This is a genomic window from Citrobacter amalonaticus (genome assembly GCF_002918555.1).
In the GTDB taxonomy this organism is placed as follows: domain Bacteria; phylum Pseudomonadota; class Gammaproteobacteria; order Enterobacterales; family Enterobacteriaceae; genus Citrobacter_C; species Citrobacter_C amalonaticus_A.
The window spans coordinates 237,816-255,240 of record NZ_PQMB01000004.1 but is presented as its reverse complement, the minus strand read 5'-3'; the positions used below and the strand labels follow the sequence as shown (position 1 = coordinate 255,240).

Below are 17,425 nucleotides of genomic sequence, written 5' to 3'. Positions count from 1 at the left end.
GCCGAATGAACAGTATGTTTAAGCAGCTACAGGATATGGCGCTCTTTGCGCTGGTGGCGGAGAGCGGTAGCTTTACGGCGGCGGCGCTTAAAGCGGGTTTGCCGAAGTCGAGCGTCAGCCAGCGTATCAGTCTGCTTGAACAGCAGGTGGGGATTCGCCTGATTAACCGCACGACCCGTAAACTGAACCTGACCTTCGCCGGTGAGCACTATCTGGTCCACTGCCGTGAAATTCTTGCTGCCAGTGAACGCGCTGAATATGCTATCCAGCGATTACGGGATAACCCCAGTGGACGCCTGCGTATTACCTGCCCGGCGGGGATTGGTGCGACGCTGCTGGCCCGGATGAACGCGCAGTTTCAACTGCGTTATCCTGATGTGTCGCTGGACGTGTGTATCTCTGACGACGTACTGGATCTGGTAGAAAGCGGTTTTGACGTGGCCTTGCGCACCGGTAAACCCCAGGACTCCTCGTTGATTGGCCGCATGATTGGCCACTGTCCGCGCTATCTGTTGGCTGCTCCGGATTACCTTGCCCGCTTTCCACCGCTGACGCATCCGCGACAGCTGGTGGAGCATCGTTGCATCGCTCATAAGGCGTGGCCGGAGTGGATATTACAACGGGAAAGCGAGGACTACCGTCATCAACCGGATAACGCGCATCTGACTGATAACCTGGTGTATGCGCGCGAGGCGGCGATGGCCGGTGCCGGAATTACGCTTTTGCCCGCGTTTTTACTGGAAGACAAGATTAAACGCGGCGTGCTGGAACAGGTGCTGCCGGAATGGACGGTAGAAGGCAACGATCTCTATTTGGCTTATCCCAGCCGCAAGCTGAATTCACCCGCGCTGATGAGCTATATCGAGTTTGCCATCCAGTTTGATGAAGTGAAACACTTCTACGTGGGATAAAAAAACGGCCTTCGGAAGAAGGCCGCTGTCATTACTTCGTTATACGCTTGTACTTGATGCGCTTTGGCTCCAGCGCGTCAGCGCCCAGCGTGCGTTTCTTGTACTCTTCATATTCGGTAAAGTTACCTTCGAAGAACTCGACTTTCCCTTCATCCTGGTAGTCCAGAATGTGAGTCGCGATACGGTCGAGGAACCAGCGGTCGTGCGAGATAACCATCGCGCAGCCCGGGAACTCCAGCAGGGCGTTTTCCAGCGCGCGCAGGGTTTCGATATCCAGGTCGTTGGTCGGTTCATCGAGCAGCAGCATGTTACCGCCAACCTGCAGCAGCTTCGCCAGGTGCAGACGACCGCGCTCACCGCCGGACAGCTCGCCCACGCGTTTGCCCTGATCAACCCCTTTGAAGTTAAAGCGGCCAACGTAGGCGCGGCTTGGCATTTCGGTGTTGCCGATCTTCATGATATCCAGCCCGCCGGAAACCTCTTCCCACACGGTTTTGCTGTTGTCCATCGCATCACGGAACTGGTCAACGGAGGCCAGCTTCACGGTTTCACCCAACGTGATGGTGCCGCTGTCCGGCTGTTCCTGACCAGACATCATGCGGAACAGAGTCGATTTACCCGCGCCGTTCGGACCGATGATGCCGACGATGGCGCCTTTCGGGACGGAGAAGCTGAGATCGTCGATCAGAACGCGATCGCCATAGGATTTGCGCAGGTTACTGACCTCAACGACCTTGTCGCCCAGACGCGGTCCAGGTGGGATGAACAGTTCGTTGGTTTCATTACGTTTCTGGTATTCGGTGCTGTTAAGCTCTTCAAAGCGTGCCAGACGGGCTTTGCCTTTCGACTGACGGCCTTTTGCACCCTGACGAACCCACTCCAGCTCTTTCTCAATGGATTTACGGCGAGCCGCTTCCTGAGATGCTTCCTGCGCAAGGCGCTGATCTTTCTGCTCCAGCCAGGAGGAGTAGTTGCCTTCCCACGGAATACCTTCACCGCGGTCAAGTTCGAGGATCCAACCCGCAACGTTATCGAGGAAGTAACGGTCGTGGGTGATTGCCACCACGGTACCCTCGAAGTCGTGCAGGAAGCGTTCCAGCCAGGCCACGGATTCTGCATCCAGGTGGTTGGTCGGTTCGTCGAGCAGCAGCATGTCTGGTTTTTCCAGCAGCAGACGGCACAGGGCCACGCGGCGACGTTCACCACCGGACAGGTTTGCGATTTTCGCATCCCAGTCTGGCAGACGCAGGGCATCCGCCGCGCGCTCCAGCTGCACGTTCAGGTTATGCCCGTCGTGTGCCTGGATTATCTCTTCAAACTTGCCCTGTTGCGCGGCCAGCTTATCGAAGTCTGCATCCGGTTCCGCGTACTTCGCGTACACTTCATCCAGACCTTTCAGGGCGTTAACCACTTCGGCCACCGCTTCTTCAACAGATTCGCGGACGGTTTGCTCTGGGTTGAGCTGAGGTTCCTGCGGCAGGTAGCCAATCTTGATGCCAGGCTGCGGACGGGCCTCACCCTCAATGTCGGTATCAATGCCCGCCATAATGCGTAGCAGGGTAGACTTACCGGCGCCGTTCAGACCCAGAACGCCGATTTTTGCGCCGGGGAAAAAACTCAGCGAGATGTTTTTCAAAATATGACGTTTCGGCGGAACCACTTTGCCGACACGATGCATGGTATAAACGAATTGAGCCACGTTGGACTTCGCCTCTGTATATTTATTGTGATGAAAATGAGTTATCAAAGGCGAAGTGTAGCCTTTTTCCCTCCCTAATCCCAGCCAGCAGATCCCACTCGCAGCAAAAGTAAAAAAGTGTTCGCAACGTGGCGCAAATGCCCATGACTGGTTAGCATGAATGGATACGCGGCATGAAGCTGCACAGACGTATAACGATTTGAGGAAGAGCTTGTGGACAGAGCCAAACTATTTACCTGGCGTCTTATCGTCGCCAGCGTGTGCCTGCTGACGGTAAGTCAGGCAGCACGAGCCGACTCTCTGGAGGAGCAGCGCAACCGCTATGCACAAATTAAACAGGCCTGGGATAAGCGGCAAATGGATGTCGTTGAACAGATGATGCCGGGCCTGAAAGGTTACCCTTTATATCCCTACCTGGAATATCGCCAGATAACTGACGATCTGATGAACCAGCCAGCGGTCACTGTCACCAACTTTGTTCGCGCCAATCCAACGTTACCTCCTGCTCGTACGTTACAGTCGCGCTTTGTCAATGAACTGGCGCGCCGTGAAGACTGGCGTGGATTATTGGCCTTTAGTCCGGAAAAACCGGGTACGACCGAAGCGCAATGTAACTATTACTATGCGAAGTGGAATACCGGACAAGCGGAAGAAGCCTGGCAGGGAGCAAAAGAGCTTTGGCTGACCGGGAAAAGCCAGCCCAATGCCTGTGACAAACTGTTCAGCGTCTGGCGTGCTTCCGGCACCCAGGATCCGCTGGCGTACCTGGAACGCATCCGCCTGGCGATGAAAGCGGGAAATACCGGACTGGTGACAGTGCTGGCCGGACAGATGCCAGCACAATACCAGACCATCGCCTCAGCGATTATTGCACTGGCGAACGACCCCAACAGCGTGATGACCTTCGCGCGTGGTACCGGAGCAACCGATTTTACCCGCCAGATGGCGGCAGTGGCTTTTGCCAGCGTTGCGCGTCAGGATGCGGAGAACGCGCGGCTGATGATTCCGTCACTGGTGCAGGCGCAGCAGCTGAACGAAGATCAAACCCAGGAGCTACGCGATATTGTCGCCTGGCGGTTGATGGGGAACGATGTTACCGATGAACAGGCAAAATGGCGCGACGATGCCATCATGCGCTCAAATTCCATCTCGCTTGTGGAGCGCCGCGTGCGAATGGCGCTGGGAACGGGCGATCGTCGTGGTCTGAACACCTGGCTGGCGCGTCTGCCGATGGAGGCCAAAGAGAAAGATGAATGGCGCTACTGGCAGGCGGATCTGCTGCTGGAGCGTGGGCGTGAGGCCGAAGCAAAAGAGATCCTGCATGCATTGATGCAGCAGCGCGGTTTCTATCCGATGGTGGCCGCCCAGCGTCTGGGTGAAGAGTATGTGCTGAAAATTGATAAAGCACCGGCTACCGTTGACAGTGCGCTGACCCAGGGACCTGAAATGGCACGGGTTCGCGAACTGATGTACTGGAATATGGATAACACAGCACGCAGCGAATGGGCGAACCTCGTCACCAGCCGGACGAAGTCAGAGCAGGTGCAGCTGGCGCGTTATGCGTTCAATAATCACTGGTGGGATCTGAGCGTGCAGGCGACGATCGCCGGTAAGTTGTGGGATCATCTGGAAGAACGTTTTCCACTGGCTTACAAGGATCTTTTTGAACAATACACCCGCGGCAAAGATATCCAACCAGCTTATGCAATGGCGATAGCGCGCCAGGAAAGCGCATGGAATCCGAAGGTAAAATCGCCGGTTGGCGCCAGCGGCCTGATGCAGATTATGCCGGGAACGGCGACGCATACGGTGAAGATGTTCTCCATTCCTGGCTACAGCAGCCCTGGCCAGTTACTGGATCCGGAAACCAATATCAATATCGGCACCAGCTATCTTCAGTACGTATATCAGCAATTTGGCAACAACCGCATCTTCTCTTCTGCGGCTTATAACGCCGGACCCGGACGCGTGAGAACGTGGTTAAGCAACAGCGCCGGGCGCATTGACGCCGTTGCGTTTGTCGAGAGCATACCGTTCTCTGAAACACGTGGCTATGTGAAGAATGTGCTGGCGTATGATGCCTATTATCGCTACTTCATGGGAGATACACCGAGCTTGATGAACGACACAGAATGGAAGCGTCGTTACTGATTAGCCGCGGTATGTTATGCTATCGTACTCATTAACGAGTACAGCAGGGGGCCGCACTGCGCTTCCCCCGTAACGATGGCGACAGATTATGACTCAGCAATCACCCTATTCAGCAGCGATGGCAGAACAGCGTCACCAGGAGTGGTTACGTTTTGTCGACCTGCTTAAACACGCTTACGATCAAGATTTACACCTGGCGTTACTGAATCTGATGATGACGGCGGATGAGCGCGAAGCGCTGGGAACGCGCGTGCGCATCGTTGAAGAGCTGTTACGCGGCGAGATGAGCCAGCGCGAGTTGAAAAACGAACTGGGGGCGGGAATTGCGACAATTACCCGCGGTTCAAACAGTCTGAAGTCCGCGCCGGTGGAGCTGCGTCATTGGCTGGAGCAGGTACTGCTGAAAAATGCCTGATGGCGCTGCGCTTATCTGGCCTGCAAATGACGCTGAGTCATAGACCAGGTAAGTCGAAGCCGCCATCTGGCACAACGTCATCAATAAACCGCATTATGGAACGGGCTGAGCGCCAGAATCACCGCCTGATGATAGACACTCGCACGGGTTAGCTTCCCGGCAGTAAACACCCCAATAGCTCCTTCTTTGCGCCCGATCTCATCGATACCGGTATATTGCGACATCACCGGACCAAGGGCTTCACCCCGGCGGACCTTTTCAAGAATAACCGCCGGTAGGGGCAGCGTGGCGGAACGCGCTTCCCCCCGCTGAGTGCCATCATCAATCACCACCCAACTGAACGTCGCGTCATCATCAATTCCTGCTTCAATGGCCACCCAGAAGTCGGCTTGAGGGCGCAAACGACGGGCGTTTTCTACGCGATTTCGTGCGCCAGTGCGCGTTTCATGACTTCCAAAGGGTTGTTCCGGCACGCCGCTCTCGACGGCAACGGACTCAATATGGCAGGATCCTTCGCCGAAGATCTCTTCAAATGCCTTTAGAATTGCCTGAATTTTGGCAGGATTGGTTGTTGCAGAGATAACCTGGTGCATAATTAAGCTCAGTTTAAAAAAATTCATCGCAGTATAACGGATAAAAAGCATGTTACAGGTATACCTTGTTCGCCACGGTGAAACGCAGTGGAACGCCGAGCGACGCATTCAAGGCCAGTCAGATAGTCCGCTGACCGCTAAAGGTGAGCAGCAAGCTATGCAGGTGGGGGAGCGCGCAAAAACGCTCGGTATCACTCATGTCATCAGCAGCGATTTAGGTCGTACCCGCCGCACCGCTGAGATCATCGCCCAGGCCTGCGGGTGTGATATCACCTTCGACGCGCGCCTGCGCGAGCTGGATATGGGGGTGCTGGAAAAGAGGCATATCGACTCCCTTACCGAAGAAGAAGAGGGGTGGCGTCGCCAGTTGGTTAACGGCACCGTTGATGGCCGTATTCCGGACGGCGAATCGATGCAGGAATTGAGCGATCGCGTCAATGCCGCGCTGGCTTCATGCCTGGCGTTGCCGCGGGGGAGCCGTCCACTGCTGGTAAGTCACGGTATTGCGCTGGGTTGCCTTGTGAGTACGATTCTGGGACTTCCGGCGTGGGCCGAACGTCGTCTTCGTCTGCGTAACTGCTCAATTTCACGCGTGGATTATCAGGAAAGCCTGTGGCTGGCGCCGGGATGGGTGGTTGAAACCGCAGGGGACGTATCGCATCTGGATGCCCCTGCGTTGGATGAGCTACAGCGTTAACGACGTACCGGGATCAGGAATTCGCAGCGCAGGTTTATAGGGCGGTCGCCCGCTTTGGTATCTTCCGCCGGGAAGTACCGCTCTATATCTTGTCCCTTACGGCGAGTCAGATTCAGCATCGGCATACAGGTGCCGTATACCGTCAGGATAAACTCCTGTACGCCGGTTCCCAGACCGTTATAGGTAAACATGATGTACTCCCCGCCCTGCAATACCACCGGGTGTCCTGACTGCACATAGCCGTCGGCCTGCTCCAGAGGTAGCGCGGTGGTGTAGAAAACTTCCTGCTCGTCATCTTTCTCAAGGCTGGGATGCGTTTCGTTAAGCCCGTACAGTACCGGCGGAATCGCAGGCGCCTTGCCGAGGAAGTCGTGCCAGAATTGAACGCGCATCTCGTGTCGGAAATCCGAGATTTGCTCCAGCGAGCAGGAATAACTCTGGGTAACGCCGATCAGTTGAGTCTCTTCCAGCGTCACAAACTTATGCTCAGGCATGGTGAACTCGCCCAAACGCAGAGGAGGGCGGATGCCAAAGGCGCTCCATTCGGGAGAGCGGCGGTACAACGCCGGCGTTTGGGTAAACTGTTTTTTAAAGGCGCGCGTAAAGGTCTGTTGAGAATCGAAGCGATATTGCAGGGCAATATCCAGAATCGGGCGCGCTGTCAGGCGTAACGCCACTGCGGATTTAGACAAACGACGCGCGCGAATGTATGAGCCAATGGCATGGCCTGTTACATCCTTAAACATTCGCTGTAAGTGCCACTTGGAATAACCCGCTTTCGCCGCCACATTGTCAAGCGACAGGGGCTGATCCAGGTGACCTTCCAGCCAGACTAAGAGGTCGCGAATAATGCCGGCCTGATCCATAAAATATCCTCATCCTTTCAACAACGAGCACCTGACATCAGGTAATCGGATAATAGCATTTTTTGTTGTTTTAGCATTCAGTGTTTTTTTTGCTCAGAAATGCTTTTTTTGCATTACAGGAGGCATAATTATTGTAATCCTGTGATCTCTAAACACTTTATTTTAGAATATCGAATAATTGCTCATGGCAACATTAAAGAATGGTAACAATATGAAATACAAGAGTTTAGTACTTTCCTCAATCCTGCTGATGTTGGGGCCGGTTGCGCATGCTGAACAGATCGGCTCTGTCGATACTGTATTTAAAATGCTGGGGCCCGATCATAAAATCGTGGTGGAAGCGTTTGACGATCCTGATGTTAAAAATGTGACCTGCTATGTCAGCCGGGCGAAGACTGGCGGCATTAAAGGTGGGCTGGGACTGGCGGAAGATACCTCCGACGCGGCTATCTCTTGTCAGCAGGTTGGGCCGGTGGAGCTGAGCGACAGAATCAAAAACGGCAAAGCGCAGGGGGAAGTCGTCTTTAAGAAACGAACCTCGCTGGTCTTTAAATCATTGCAGGTCGTGCGTTTCTACGACGCGAAACGCAACGCGCTGGCTTATCTGGCCTACTCCGACAAGTTCGTCGATGGATCGCCGAAAAACGCCATCAGCGCGGTGCCTATTATTCCATGGCGTCAATAACAGGGAAGCACTATGCAGCAGGTACTGGTCTGGCTGGTTGAGGATGAACAAGGGATTGCCGACACGCTGATCTACATGCTCCAGCAGGAAGGGTTTAGCGTTGAGGCGTTTGAGCGTGGGCTGCCCGCCCTCGAAAAAGCGCGCCACCGTCTTCCGGATGTGGCAATTCTGGATGTGGGATTGCCGGATATCAGCGGCTTTGAGCTGTGCCGACAATTGCTGGAACGCCATCCGGCCTTACCTGTTTTGTTTCTGACCGCCCGTAGCGATGAAGTCGATCGCCTGCTTGGCCTGGAAATTGGCGCTGATGACTACGTCGCCAAGCCTTTTTCACCTCGTGAAGTGTGCGCCAGAGTGCGCACCCTGCTGCGACGGGTGAAGAAGTTTTCTACGCCTTCATCCGTGGTTCGCACCGGTCATTTTGAACTTAATGAACCCGCGGCGCAGGTGAGCTGGTTTGGTACCCCGCTACAGTTGACGCGCTATGAGTTTTTATTGCTGAAAACGCTGCTGATGTCGCCTGGGCGCGTGTATTCCCGACAGCAGCTGATGGATATCGTCTGGGCCGATGCGCAGGAGACGTTTGACCGGACGGTGGATACGCATATTAAAACGCTGCGTGCCAAACTGCGCGCCATTAACGCTGAACTCTCGCCAATTAACACTCATCGCGGAATGGGATACAGCCTGAGGAGCGTCTGATGCGCATTGGTATGCGGCTGCTGCTCGGCTATTTCCTGATTGTCGCCGTCGCTGGCTGGTTTGTTTTGTCGATCTTTGTTCAGGAGATTAAACCGGGCGTTCGTCGCGCGACTGAAGGAACTCTGATTGATACCGCCACGCTGCTTGCGGCGCTCGCTCGCGATGATCTTCTCTCCGGTGACCCTGCCCACGGCCAGTTAGCGCGGGCGTTTCAGCAACTGCAAAATCGTCCCTTTCGCGCCAACATCAGTGGTATCAATAAAGTACGCAACGAATATCATGTTTACATGACGGATGCGCAGGGCAAGGTACTGTTTGATTCCGCTAACCAGTCCGTCGGGAAAGATTACTCTCGCTGGAACGATGTCTGGTTAACGCTGCGCGGGCAGTACGGCGCACGCAGTACGCCGCAGGATCCCGCCGATCCGGAAAGTTCGGTAATGTATGTGGCGGCTCCCATCCTGGACAGCGGGCGTATTATTGGCGTTTTAAGCGTTGGTAAACCGAATGCGGCAATGGCGCCGGTGATCAAGCGTAGCGAAAGACGAATCCTTTGGGCCAGCGCCGTGCTGCTGGGGATTGCGCTGGTGATTGGTGCGGGTATGGTCTGGTGGATCAACCGCTCTATTGCCCGGCTGGCGCGCTATGCGGACTCTGTTACTGAAAACAAACCGGTTCCTCTGCCGGAGTTAGGCAGCAGCGAATTGCGCAAGCTGGCGCAGGCGCTTGAAAGTATGCGTCTGAAGCTGGAAGGAAAGAACTACATTGAACAGTATGTGTACGCGTTGACCCATGAGCTGAAAAGCCCCCTGGCGGCGATTCGTGGTGCGGCGGAAATATTGCGTGAGGGACCTCCACCGGATATCGCGGCGCGCTTCACCGATAACATTTTGACGCAGAACGCGCGTATGCAGGTGCTGGTTGAAACCCTGCTTCGCCAGGCCAGGCTGGAAAATCGGCAGGATATTGATCTTAAGCCAGTCTCTGTTGATGCGTTGTTTGCACAAATCAGCGAGGCGCGCAGTGTTCAACTGGCGGCAAAAAATATCACGCTTAACGTAAGCCCGTCATCGCTCACCGTTGCCGCAGACTTTGCTCTGCTTGAGCAAGCCATAGGGAATTTGCTGGATAACGCCATCGACTTTACACCTGTTAGCGGAGAGATCGCGCTCAGCGCACAGTTGCTGGAAGATAAAGTGGCGTTGCAGGTTATCGATAATGGCAGCGGGATCCCCGACTTCGCGCTGTCGCGTATCTTTGAGCGCTTCTATTCGCTACCGCGTGAGAACGGACACAAAAGTAGTGGCCTTGGCCTGGCTTTTGTCAGCGAAGTTGCCCGGTTGCTCAAAGGGGAGGTCACGCTGTGTAATCGCCCGGAAGGGGGCGTACAGGCCACTCTGACGCTTCACCGTCACTTCACATAACTTCAAATTCTCCCCACATAGCCCTCTTACTCTGGCGTCATTGCAAAGGAGAAGGCTATGTTGAAATCCCCCCTGTTCTGGAAAATTATCACCTTAGGTGGTGCGATGTTGCTGCTGTTAATCCCATTGATGATGGTGCGGCAGATTATTGTGGAGCGTGCGGATTACCGCAGCGATGTTGAAGATGCTATTCGTCAGAGCACCAGCGGCCCGCAAAAGGTGGTGGGGCCGCTGATCGCGGTGCCAGTTACCGAACTGTATACCGTACTGGAAAATGATAAAGAGGTGCAGCGTAAGCGCAGTTTTATCCATTTCTGGCTGCCTGAGTCATTGATGGTTGAAGGTAATCAGAACGTTGAAGCGCGAAAAATTGGTATTTATCAAGGGCAGGTGTGGCACACGGATGTCGCGATGAAAGCGGAATTTGATGTAGCCAGGCTGAGTGAACTGGACAAGCCTGATATCACCCTGGGTAAACCGTTTATCGTCGTTGGCGTTGGTGATGCGCGAGGGATAGGTGTAGTCAAAGCGCCACAGGTCAATGGAACGTCTCTCGCCGTAGAGCCGGGGACCGGTTTATCCGCAAGCGGAGAGGGGATCCATATTCCGCTTGCGGACAACCAGTGGACGAAGCGTAATCTGAGCCTGGCAATGTCGCTCAATCTCAGCGGAACGGGCAATTTTTCCGTGGTGCCTGTCGGGCGTAACAGTGAAATGACGCTGACCAGCAACTGGCCGCACCCCAGTTTTCTCGGTGATTTCCTCCCCGGCGTACGTGAAATCAGTGAATCCGGTTTTCAGGCGCAGTGGCAGAGCAGCTGGTTTGCTAATAACCTTGGCGACCGGTTTATTGACGCGCAGAAAGTCAACTGGCACAGCCTGCCCTCTTTCAGCGTTGCGGTGGCGACGCCAGCCGATCAGTATCAGCTGACGGACAGAGCGACGAAATATGCCATCTTGCTGATTGCGCTGACTTTTATGGCTTTCTTTGTTTTCGAGACGCTGACAGGCCAGCGACTGCACCCAATGCAGTATCTATTGGTTGGCTTATCGCTGGTGATGTTCTACCTGCTGCTGTTGGCGCTTTCAGAACATATTGGCTTCACTCTGGCGTGGATTACGGCAAGCCTGGTGGGGGCGTTAATGAACGGCGTCTATCTGCAGGCGGTGCTGAAAGGGTGGCGTAACAGCGTGCTGTTTACGCTGGCACTGTTGCTGCTGGATGGTGTGATGTGGGGGCTGCTGCGCTCGGAAGATAGCTCATTGCTTCTGGGGACGGGCGTTCTGCTGCTGGCGCTGGGCGGCGTGATGTTCCTGACGCGCAATCTGGACTGGTATGCGTTTTCCCGGACAAAACCAACATCGCAGCCAGCGGGTGAACCAGAGGATGACGCGCTCCGTTTGTGGAAGTGATCGGAAGTCATTGAGTGAATTGAGACAATAAAAAACGGCGCGAAGAGCGCCGTTTTTGTTTATGGAGGTAAAACCATTATTCCTGCAGATCGCCACAGAAACGGTAACCTTCGCCGTGGATAGTCGCGATGATTTCCGGGGTATCCGGCGTGGATTCGAAATGTTTACGAATACGACGAATGGTCACGTCAACCGTACGGTCATGCGGCTTCAGCTCGCGACCGGTCATTTTCTTCAGCAGCTCTGCGCGGGACTGGATCTTGCCCGGATTTTCGCAGAAGTGAAGCATGGCACGGAACTCGCTGCGCGGCAGTTTGTACTGCTCGCCATCAGGACCGATCAGAGAACGGCTGTTGATATCGAGTTCCCAACCGTTGAACTTGTAGCTTTCAACGCTACGGCGTTCTTCACTGACGGTACCCAGATTCATGGTACGGGACAGCAGGTTGCGTGCACGGATGGTCAATTCACGTGGGTTAAACGGTTTGGTGATGTAGTCGTCTGCCCCGATTTCGAGGCCGAGAATTTTGTCGACTTCGTTATCACGGCCAGTCAGGAACATCAGCGCAACGTTAGCCTGTTCACGCAGTTCACGCGCGAGCAGAAGACCGTTTTTCCCTGGCAGATTGATATCCATGATCACCAGGTTGATGTCATATTCAGAGAGGATCTGATGCATTTCCGCGCCATCTGTCGCTTCGAATACATCATAGCCTTCCGCTTCGAAAATACTTTTCAACGTGTTGCGTGTTACCAACTCGTCTTCAACGATAAGAATGTGCGGGGTCTGCATGTTTGCTACCTAAATTGCCAACTAAATCGAAACAGGAAGTACAAAAGTCCCTGACCTGCCTGATGCATGTCGCAAATTAACATGATCGGCGTAACATGACTAAAGTACGTAATTGCGTTCTTGATGCACTTTCCATCAACGTCAACAACATCATTAGCTTGGTCGTGGGTACTTTCCCTCTGGACCCGACAGTGTCAAAAACGGCTGTCATCCTAACCATTTTAACAGCAACATAACAGGCTAAGACATGCCGGACACCCAATAAAACTACGCTTCGTTGACATATATCAAGTTCAATTGTAGCACGTTAACAGTTTGATGAAATCATCGTATCTAAATGCTAGCTTTCGTCACAAAATTTCAATAATCCAACTAGTTGCAAGTGCTAACTAATAAACGTAATGAATCCAATGTGTGAGAACCATTTTAAATTAAATTACCCTAAATAAACAGAGGGATATGCAGTTTTTATTAACATTTTTCCTGTTAATTAACACATGAAATAGTTTAGCGTCTTTTATTGAATGTGGAATGCTTTTTCAGTGATTTTCGTTAAAATTTTGTAAATTCGCGCTGCGTAATATGTTGACGTTCGTCACATTATTGCCAGTGGGCCGATCAAAAAGAGGGGCAAAATGCGTCTGACAATTATCCTGGTGGCTCCCGCCAGAGCGGAAAATATTGGTGCTGCGGCACGGGCAATGAAGACCATGGGGTTCACGACTCTGCGCATTGTGGACAGCCTGGCCCATCTTGAACCCGCCACGCGCCGGGTGGCTCATGGCTCTGGCGATATTATTGAAAATATTGCTGTTTTTTCAACGCTGGCCGAAGCGCTGCACGATGTTGATTTTACCGTCGCGACGACTGCACGCAGTCGCGCTAAGTTTCATTACTACGCAACGCCCGCGGAATTGCTGCCGTTGTTAGAAGAAAAATCGGCGTGGATGAATCATGCGGCGTTAGTTTTTGGCCGTGAAGATTCCGGACTGACAAATGACGAGCTGGCGCTTGCGGATATTCTTACCGGGGTGCCGATGGTATCAGATTACCCTTCACTCAATCTGGGTCAGGCCGTCATGGTGTATTGCTATCAATTAGCAGGCTTAATGCAACAACCCATTAAGCCTGATAACACATCTGATGAATTTCAGTTACAGGCATTACGTGCACGGGTGATGTCGTTGCTCTCGTCGCTGGATGTTGCCGATGACGTCAAACTGGTGGATTGGTTACAGCAACGCCTGGGGGTATTAGAACAAAGGGACACGGCGATGTTGCACCGTTTGGTGCACGATGTTGAAAAAAAACTAACAAGATAAAAAGTTTAATTAGGTGGTTTTTTCAGAGATTAATTTTGGTTTCAAGGGGGCTGGACAGGTGGCATTGGTTGAAAGTAAATACGCCAGTAGCAGCACATGAACAAGTTTCGTAATGTGATCAATTTAAAAATTTATTGACTTAGGTCACCAGATACTTTAACCCTTTAAAGGATACAGGACAGACAGATAATAATTACAGAGTACACAACATCCATGAAACGCATCAGCACTACCATTACCACAACCATCACCATTACCACAGGTAACGGTGCGGGCTGACGCGTACAGGAAACACAGAAAAAAGCCCGCACCTGAACAGTGCGGGCTTTTTTTTCGACCAAAGGTAACGAGGTAACAACCATGCGAGTGTTGAAGTTCGGCGGTACATCAGTGGCAAATGCAGAGCGTTTTCTGCGTGTTGCCGATATTCTGGAGAGTAATGCCAGGCAGGGGCAGGTAGCGACCGTACTTTCTGCTCCGGCTAAGATTACCAACCACCTGGTGGCCATGATTGAAAAAACCATCGGGGGTCAGGACGCGTTACCCAATATCAGTGATGCCGAACGAATTTTTGCTGAGCTTCTGACCGGGCTCGCAGCGGCCCAACCGGGCTTTCCGCTCGCACAGCTGAAAGTTTTCGTCGAACAGGAATTTGCGCAAATCAAACATGTCCTGCACGGTATCAGCCTGCTGGGACAGTGTCCGGACAGCATCAATGCCGCGCTTATTTGCCGTGGTGAAAAGATGTCTATCGCCATCATGGCTGGCCTGCTGGAAGCGCGTGGGCATAAGGTCACGGTGATCGACCCGGTTGAAAAACTGCTGGCCGTGGGCCATTACCTCGAATCGACCGTTGATATCGCCGAATCCACTCGTCGCATTGCGGCTGGACGCATTCCTGCTGATCATATGGTGCTGATGGCGGGCTTTACTGCGGGTAACGAAAAAGGTGAGCTGGTTGTGCTGGGACGTAACGGCTCCGACTACTCCGCCGCGGTGCTGGCGGCTTGTTTGCGTGCAGACTGTTGTGAAATCTGGACTGACGTCGACGGCGTGTATACCTGCGATCCGCGTCAGGTGCCGGATGCCCGGCTGCTTAAGTCGATGTCCTACCAGGAGGCGATGGAACTCTCTTACTTCGGCGCCAAAGTTCTCCATCCTCGTACCATCACCCCTATCGCTCAGTTCCAGATCCCTTGCCTGATTAAAAATACTGGAAATCCGCAAGCGCCGGGTACGCTTATTGGCGCCAGCGTGGATGAAGATGATTTGCCGGTGAAAGGCATTTCGAATCTCAATAACATGGCGATGTTCAGCGTCTCTGGCCCGGGCATGAAAGGGATGGTGGGGATGGCGGCGCGCGTATTTGCCGCGATGTCGCGTGCCGGGATTTCGGTTGTGCTGATTACCCAGTCCTCTTCTGAGTACAGCATTAGCTTCTGCGTTCCGCAGGCGGACTGCGCCCGTGCGCAGCGAGCAATGCAGGATGAATTCTATCTGGAGCTGAAAGAAGGTCTGCTGGAGCCGCTGGCGGTAACTGAGCGTCTGGCGATCATTTCCGTCGTTGGTGATGGTATGCGCACGCTGCGTGGTATCTCGGCGAAATTCTTTGCCGCCCTGGCGCGCGCCAATATCAATATTGTCGCCATTGCGCAGGGCTCTTCCGAGCGTTCTATTTCGGTGGTGGTCAACAATGATGATGCCACCACTGGCGTGCGCGTTACCCATCAGATGCTGTTTAACACCGATCAGGTGATTGAAGTATTCGTTATCGGTGTGGGTGGCGTCGGCGGCGCGCTGCTGGAGCAGCTTAAACGTCAGCAAACCTGGCTGAAAAACAAACATATCGATCTGCGCGTCTGCGGTGTGGCGAATTCGAAGGCATTGCTGACCCATGTGCACGGCCTGAACCTGGAAAACTGGCAGGCCGAACTGGCAGAGGCGAAAGAGCCTTTCAACCTGGGACGCTTGATTCGCCTGGTGAAAGAGTACCATCTGCTTAATCCGGTTATTGTCGACTGCACTTCCAGTCAAACCGTTGCGGATCAGTATGCCGACTTCCTGCGTGAAGGTTTCCACGTCGTGACGCCGAACAAGAAAGCGAACACCTCTTCGATGGATTACTACCATCAGTTGCGTTTCGCCGCCGCGAAATCACGCCGTAAATTCCTGTACGACACTAACGTCGGCGCAGGCTTGCCGGTAATTGAAAACCTGCAAAACCTGCTCAATGCAGGGGATGAACTGCAAAAATTCTCCGGGATCCTTTCCGGTTCGCTCTCTTTTATCTTTGGGAAGCTGGATGAGGGGATGAGCCTGTCGCAGGCCACCACGCTGGCCCGTGAAATGGGCTACACCGAGCCGGATCCGCGTGACGATCTTTCAGGTATGGATGTGGCGCGTAAGCTGTTGATCCTCGCCCGTGAAACCGGACGTGAGCTGGAGCTTTCAGATATCGTTATTGAACCGGTGCTGCCAGAGGGATTTGATGATTCTGGTGACGTCGCCACGTTTATGGCGAATCTGCCGCAGCTTGACGAAACCTTTGCCGCGCGGGTGGCGAAAGCCCGTGATGAGGGCAAAGTACTGCGCTATGTTGGCAACATTGAAGACGACGGCGTTTGTCGCGTGAAGATTACCGAAGTGGATGGCAACGATCCGCTGTTTAAAGTGAAAAATGGTGAAAATGCGTTGGCTTTCTACAGTCATTATTATCAGCCGCTACCGCTGGTTCTGCGCGGTTATGGTGCGGGTAACGACGTGACGGCGGCCGGCGTTTTTGCCGACCTGTTGCGTACCCTCTCATGGAAGTTAGGAGTCTGAAATGGTTAAAGTTTATGCCCCGGCTTCCAGTGCCAATATGAGCGTCGGGTTCGATGTGCTCGGGGCGGCAGTGACGCCGGTTGATGGCTCGTTACTGGGCGACGTCGTGACGGTGGAAGCGGCGGACAGCTTCAGCCTGAATAATCTGGGGCGTTTTGCCGACAAGCTGCCGCCAGAGCCGCGTGAAAATATCGTGTATCAGTGCTGGGAGCGTTTTTGTCAGGAGCTGGGTAAGCAAATTCCGGTGGCGATGACGCTGGAAAAAAATATGCCGATTGGTTCCGGGCTGGGCTCCAGCGCCTGCTCTGTTGTTGCTGCGCTGGTGGCAATGAATGAGCACTGCGGAAAACCGCTGAACGATACCCGCCTGTTGGCGATTATGGGAGAGCTGGAAGGTCGTATCTCTGGCAGTATCCATTATGATAACGTCGCGCCGTGCTTCCTTGGCGGCATGCAGTTGATGATCGAAGAAAACGGCATTATCAGCCAACAGGTGCCAGGCTTTGATGAGTGGCTATGGGTGCTGGCGTATCCGGGAATTAAAGTCTCTACGGCGGAAGCAAGGGCTATTTTACCGGCGCAGTATCGTCGTCAGGATTGCATCGCCCACGGACGTCATCTGGCCGGTTTTATCCACGCCTGCTATTCCCGTCAGCCAGGGCTTGCAGCAAAACTGATGAAAGATGTGATTGCTGAGCCGTATCGTGCCAGATTGTTACCGGGCTTCAGCCAGGCGCGCCAGGCTGTTGCGGAAATCGGGGCGCTGGCCAGCGGTATTTCCGGATCCGGACCTACGCTGTTTGCACTGTGTGATAAGCCGGACACGGCGCAGCGGGTTGCGGACTGGCTGGGTAAAAACTATCTGCAAAATCAGGAAGGCTTTGTTCATATTTGCCAGCTGGATACGGCGGGCGCACGCGTACTGGGATAA

The 17,425-nt window shown here is 53.7% G+C and carries 17 protein-coding genes and 1 other annotated feature; of the genes, 13 read left to right on the top strand and 4 right to left on the bottom strand.

Features of this window, described 5'->3' with window-relative positions; all coding sequences use genetic code 11:
- Window positions 1–14: 14 nt before the first annotated feature.
- The gene (locus C3432_RS18925; RefSeq protein ID WP_103778281.1) at window positions 15–911 is read left to right on the top strand and encodes a LysR family transcriptional regulator; all 897 of its coding nucleotides are present in this window, start codon (window positions 15–17) and stop codon (window positions 909–911) included.
- Between the two features lie 31 nt (window positions 912–942).
- Here C3432_RS18925 and ettA read toward each other — a convergent pair whose 3' ends face one another.
- Window positions 943–2,610, bottom strand: a complete 1,668-nt coding sequence (gene ettA, locus C3432_RS18920; RefSeq protein ID WP_103778101.1) for an energy-dependent translational throttle protein EttA — start codon at window positions 2,608–2,610, stop codon at window positions 943–945.
- A 213-nt stretch (window positions 2,611–2,823) separates the two neighbouring features.
- Between ettA and sltY the strand changes: the two genes are divergently transcribed.
- A complete protein-coding gene (gene sltY, locus C3432_RS18910) occupies window positions 2,824–4,761 on the top strand; it encodes a murein transglycosylase (protein WP_103778100.1) in 1,938 nt (645 codons plus the stop codon).
- A gap of 88 nt (window positions 4,762–4,849) precedes the next feature.
- Window positions 4,850–5,176: a trp operon repressor gene (trpR, locus tag C3432_RS18905; protein WP_103778099.1), complete on the top strand. Its 327-nt coding sequence runs from the start codon at window positions 4,850–4,852 to the stop codon at window positions 5,174–5,176.
- An 80-nt stretch (window positions 5,177–5,256) separates the two neighbouring features.
- On the opposite strand, the gene yjjX is transcribed toward trpR, so the two are convergent.
- Entirely contained in the window at window positions 5,257–5,769 is a 513-nt protein-coding gene (yjjX, locus tag C3432_RS18900; RefSeq protein ID WP_103778280.1) for an inosine/xanthosine triphosphatase, read from the bottom strand.
- Window positions 5,770–5,818: 49 nt separating this feature from the next.
- Here yjjX and gpmB point away from each other — a divergent pair, with 49 nt between their 5' ends.
- Window positions 5,819–6,466: a 2,3-diphosphoglycerate-dependent phosphoglycerate mutase GpmB gene (gene gpmB, locus C3432_RS18895; protein ID WP_103778098.1), complete on the top strand. Its 648-nt coding sequence runs from the start codon at window positions 5,819–5,821 to the stop codon at window positions 6,464–6,466.
- Here the strand turns inward: gpmB and robA are convergent.
- The gene (gene robA, locus C3432_RS18890; protein WP_103778097.1) at window positions 6,463–7,332 is read right to left on the bottom strand and encodes an MDR efflux pump AcrAB transcriptional activator RobA; all 870 of its coding nucleotides are present in this window, start codon (window positions 7,330–7,332) and stop codon (window positions 6,463–6,465) included. The genes gpmB and robA overlap by 4 nt on opposite strands.
- A 211-nt stretch (window positions 7,333–7,543) precedes the next feature.
- Here robA and creA point away from each other — a divergent pair, with 211 nt between their 5' ends.
- From creA to creD, 4 genes are read left to right on the top strand one after another with little or no spacing between them, the layout of a single operon-like run.
- Window positions 7,544–8,017 (top strand): protein CreA, encoded by a 474-nt coding sequence (gene creA / locus C3432_RS18885; RefSeq protein ID WP_103778096.1) that lies wholly within the window; start codon window positions 7,544–7,546, stop codon window positions 8,015–8,017.
- A 12-nt stretch (window positions 8,018–8,029) separates the two neighbouring features.
- Window positions 8,030–8,719, top strand: coding sequence for a two-component system response regulator CreB (creB, locus tag C3432_RS18880; protein WP_103778095.1), 690 nt, complete (start codon window positions 8,030–8,032; stop codon window positions 8,717–8,719).
- Window positions 8,719–10,143 carry a two-component system sensor histidine kinase CreC gene (gene creC / locus C3432_RS18875; protein ID WP_103778094.1) on the top strand — a complete coding sequence of 475 codons (1,425 nt, stop codon included), beginning with the start codon at window positions 8,719–8,721 and terminating at the stop codon, window positions 10,141–10,143. Before creB ends, creC begins: the two co-directional genes overlap by 1 nt.
- Before the next feature lie 57 nt (window positions 10,144–10,200).
- Complete coding sequence (creD, locus tag C3432_RS18870; RefSeq protein ID WP_103778093.1) at window positions 10,201–11,556, top strand: cell envelope integrity protein CreD; 1,356 nt, start codon at window positions 10,201–10,203, stop codon at window positions 11,554–11,556.
- 76 nt (window positions 11,557–11,632) lie between these two features.
- On the opposite strand, the gene arcA is transcribed toward creD, so the two are convergent.
- Window positions 11,633–12,349, bottom strand: a complete 717-nt coding sequence (gene arcA / locus C3432_RS18865) for a two-component system response regulator ArcA (RefSeq protein ID WP_103778092.1) — start codon at window positions 12,347–12,349, stop codon at window positions 11,633–11,635.
- 95 nt (window positions 12,350–12,444) lie between these two features.
- On the opposite strand from arcA, the gene yjjY reads away from it, so the two are divergent.
- From yjjY to thrB, 5 genes are all read left to right on the top strand, one after another.
- Window positions 12,445–12,585, top strand: coding sequence for a YjjY family protein (yjjY, locus tag C3432_RS18860; RefSeq protein ID WP_001541509.1), 141 nt, complete (start codon window positions 12,445–12,447; stop codon window positions 12,583–12,585).
- A 399-nt stretch (window positions 12,586–12,984) separates the two neighbouring features.
- Complete coding sequence (locus C3432_RS18850; RefSeq protein WP_103778091.1) at window positions 12,985–13,671, top strand: tRNA/rRNA methyltransferase; 687 nt, start codon at window positions 12,985–12,987, stop codon at window positions 13,669–13,671.
- A 213-nt stretch (window positions 13,672–13,884) separates the two neighbouring features.
- Complete coding sequence (gene thrL, locus C3432_RS18845) at window positions 13,885–13,950, top strand: thr operon leader peptide (protein ID WP_001386572.1); 66 nt, start codon at window positions 13,885–13,887, stop codon at window positions 13,948–13,950.
- Window positions 13,886–14,006: a sequence feature (Thr leader region), on the top strand. It overlaps the preceding gene by 65 nt.
- A 25-nt stretch (window positions 14,007–14,031) precedes the next feature.
- Window positions 14,032–16,494 carry a bifunctional aspartate kinase/homoserine dehydrogenase I gene (thrA, locus tag C3432_RS18840; protein ID WP_103778090.1) on the top strand — a complete coding sequence of 821 codons (2,463 nt, stop codon included), beginning with the start codon at window positions 14,032–14,034 and terminating at the stop codon, window positions 16,492–16,494.
- A gap of 1 nt (window position 16,495) precedes the next feature.
- Window positions 16,496–17,425: a homoserine kinase gene (thrB, locus tag C3432_RS18835; protein ID WP_103778089.1), complete on the top strand. Its 930-nt coding sequence runs from the start codon at window positions 16,496–16,498 to the stop codon at window positions 17,423–17,425.

Bases quoted from the DNA above. Each gene is read 5' to 3' on its own strand.
- creD (WP_103778093.1), top strand. From the start codon at position 10,201: ATGTTGAAATCCCCCCTGTTCTGGAAAATTATCACCTTAGGTGGTGCG.
- yjjX (WP_103778280.1), bottom strand. From the start codon at position 5,769: ATGCACCAGGTTATCTCTGCAACAACCAATCCTGCCAAAATTCAGGCA.
- yjjY (WP_001541509.1), top strand. From the start codon at position 12,445: ATGACTAAAGTACGTAATTGCGTTCTTGATGCACTTTCCATCAACGTC.
- C3432_RS18925 (WP_103778281.1), top strand. From the start codon at position 15: ATGTTTAAGCAGCTACAGGATATGGCGCTCTTTGCGCTGGTGGCGGAG.
- gpmB (WP_103778098.1), top strand. From the start codon at position 5,819: ATGTTACAGGTATACCTTGTTCGCCACGGTGAAACGCAGTGGAACGCC.
- thrA (WP_103778090.1), top strand. From the start codon at position 14,032: ATGCGAGTGTTGAAGTTCGGCGGTACATCAGTGGCAAATGCAGAGCGT.
- creB (WP_103778095.1), top strand. From the start codon at position 8,030: ATGCAGCAGGTACTGGTCTGGCTGGTTGAGGATGAACAAGGGATTGCC.
- C3432_RS18850 (WP_103778091.1), top strand. From the start codon at position 12,985: ATGCGTCTGACAATTATCCTGGTGGCTCCCGCCAGAGCGGAAAATATT.
- creA (WP_103778096.1), top strand. From the start codon at position 7,544: ATGAAATACAAGAGTTTAGTACTTTCCTCAATCCTGCTGATGTTGGGG.
- thrB (WP_103778089.1), top strand. From the start codon at position 16,496: ATGGTTAAAGTTTATGCCCCGGCTTCCAGTGCCAATATGAGCGTCGGG.
- arcA (WP_103778092.1), bottom strand. From the start codon at position 12,349: ATGCAGACCCCGCACATTCTTATCGTTGAAGACGAGTTGGTAACACGC.
- robA (WP_103778097.1), bottom strand. From the start codon at position 7,332: ATGGATCAGGCCGGCATTATTCGCGACCTCTTAGTCTGGCTGGAAGGT.
- creC (WP_103778094.1), top strand. From the start codon at position 8,719: ATGCGCATTGGTATGCGGCTGCTGCTCGGCTATTTCCTGATTGTCGCC.
- trpR (WP_103778099.1), top strand. From the start codon at position 4,850: ATGACTCAGCAATCACCCTATTCAGCAGCGATGGCAGAACAGCGTCAC.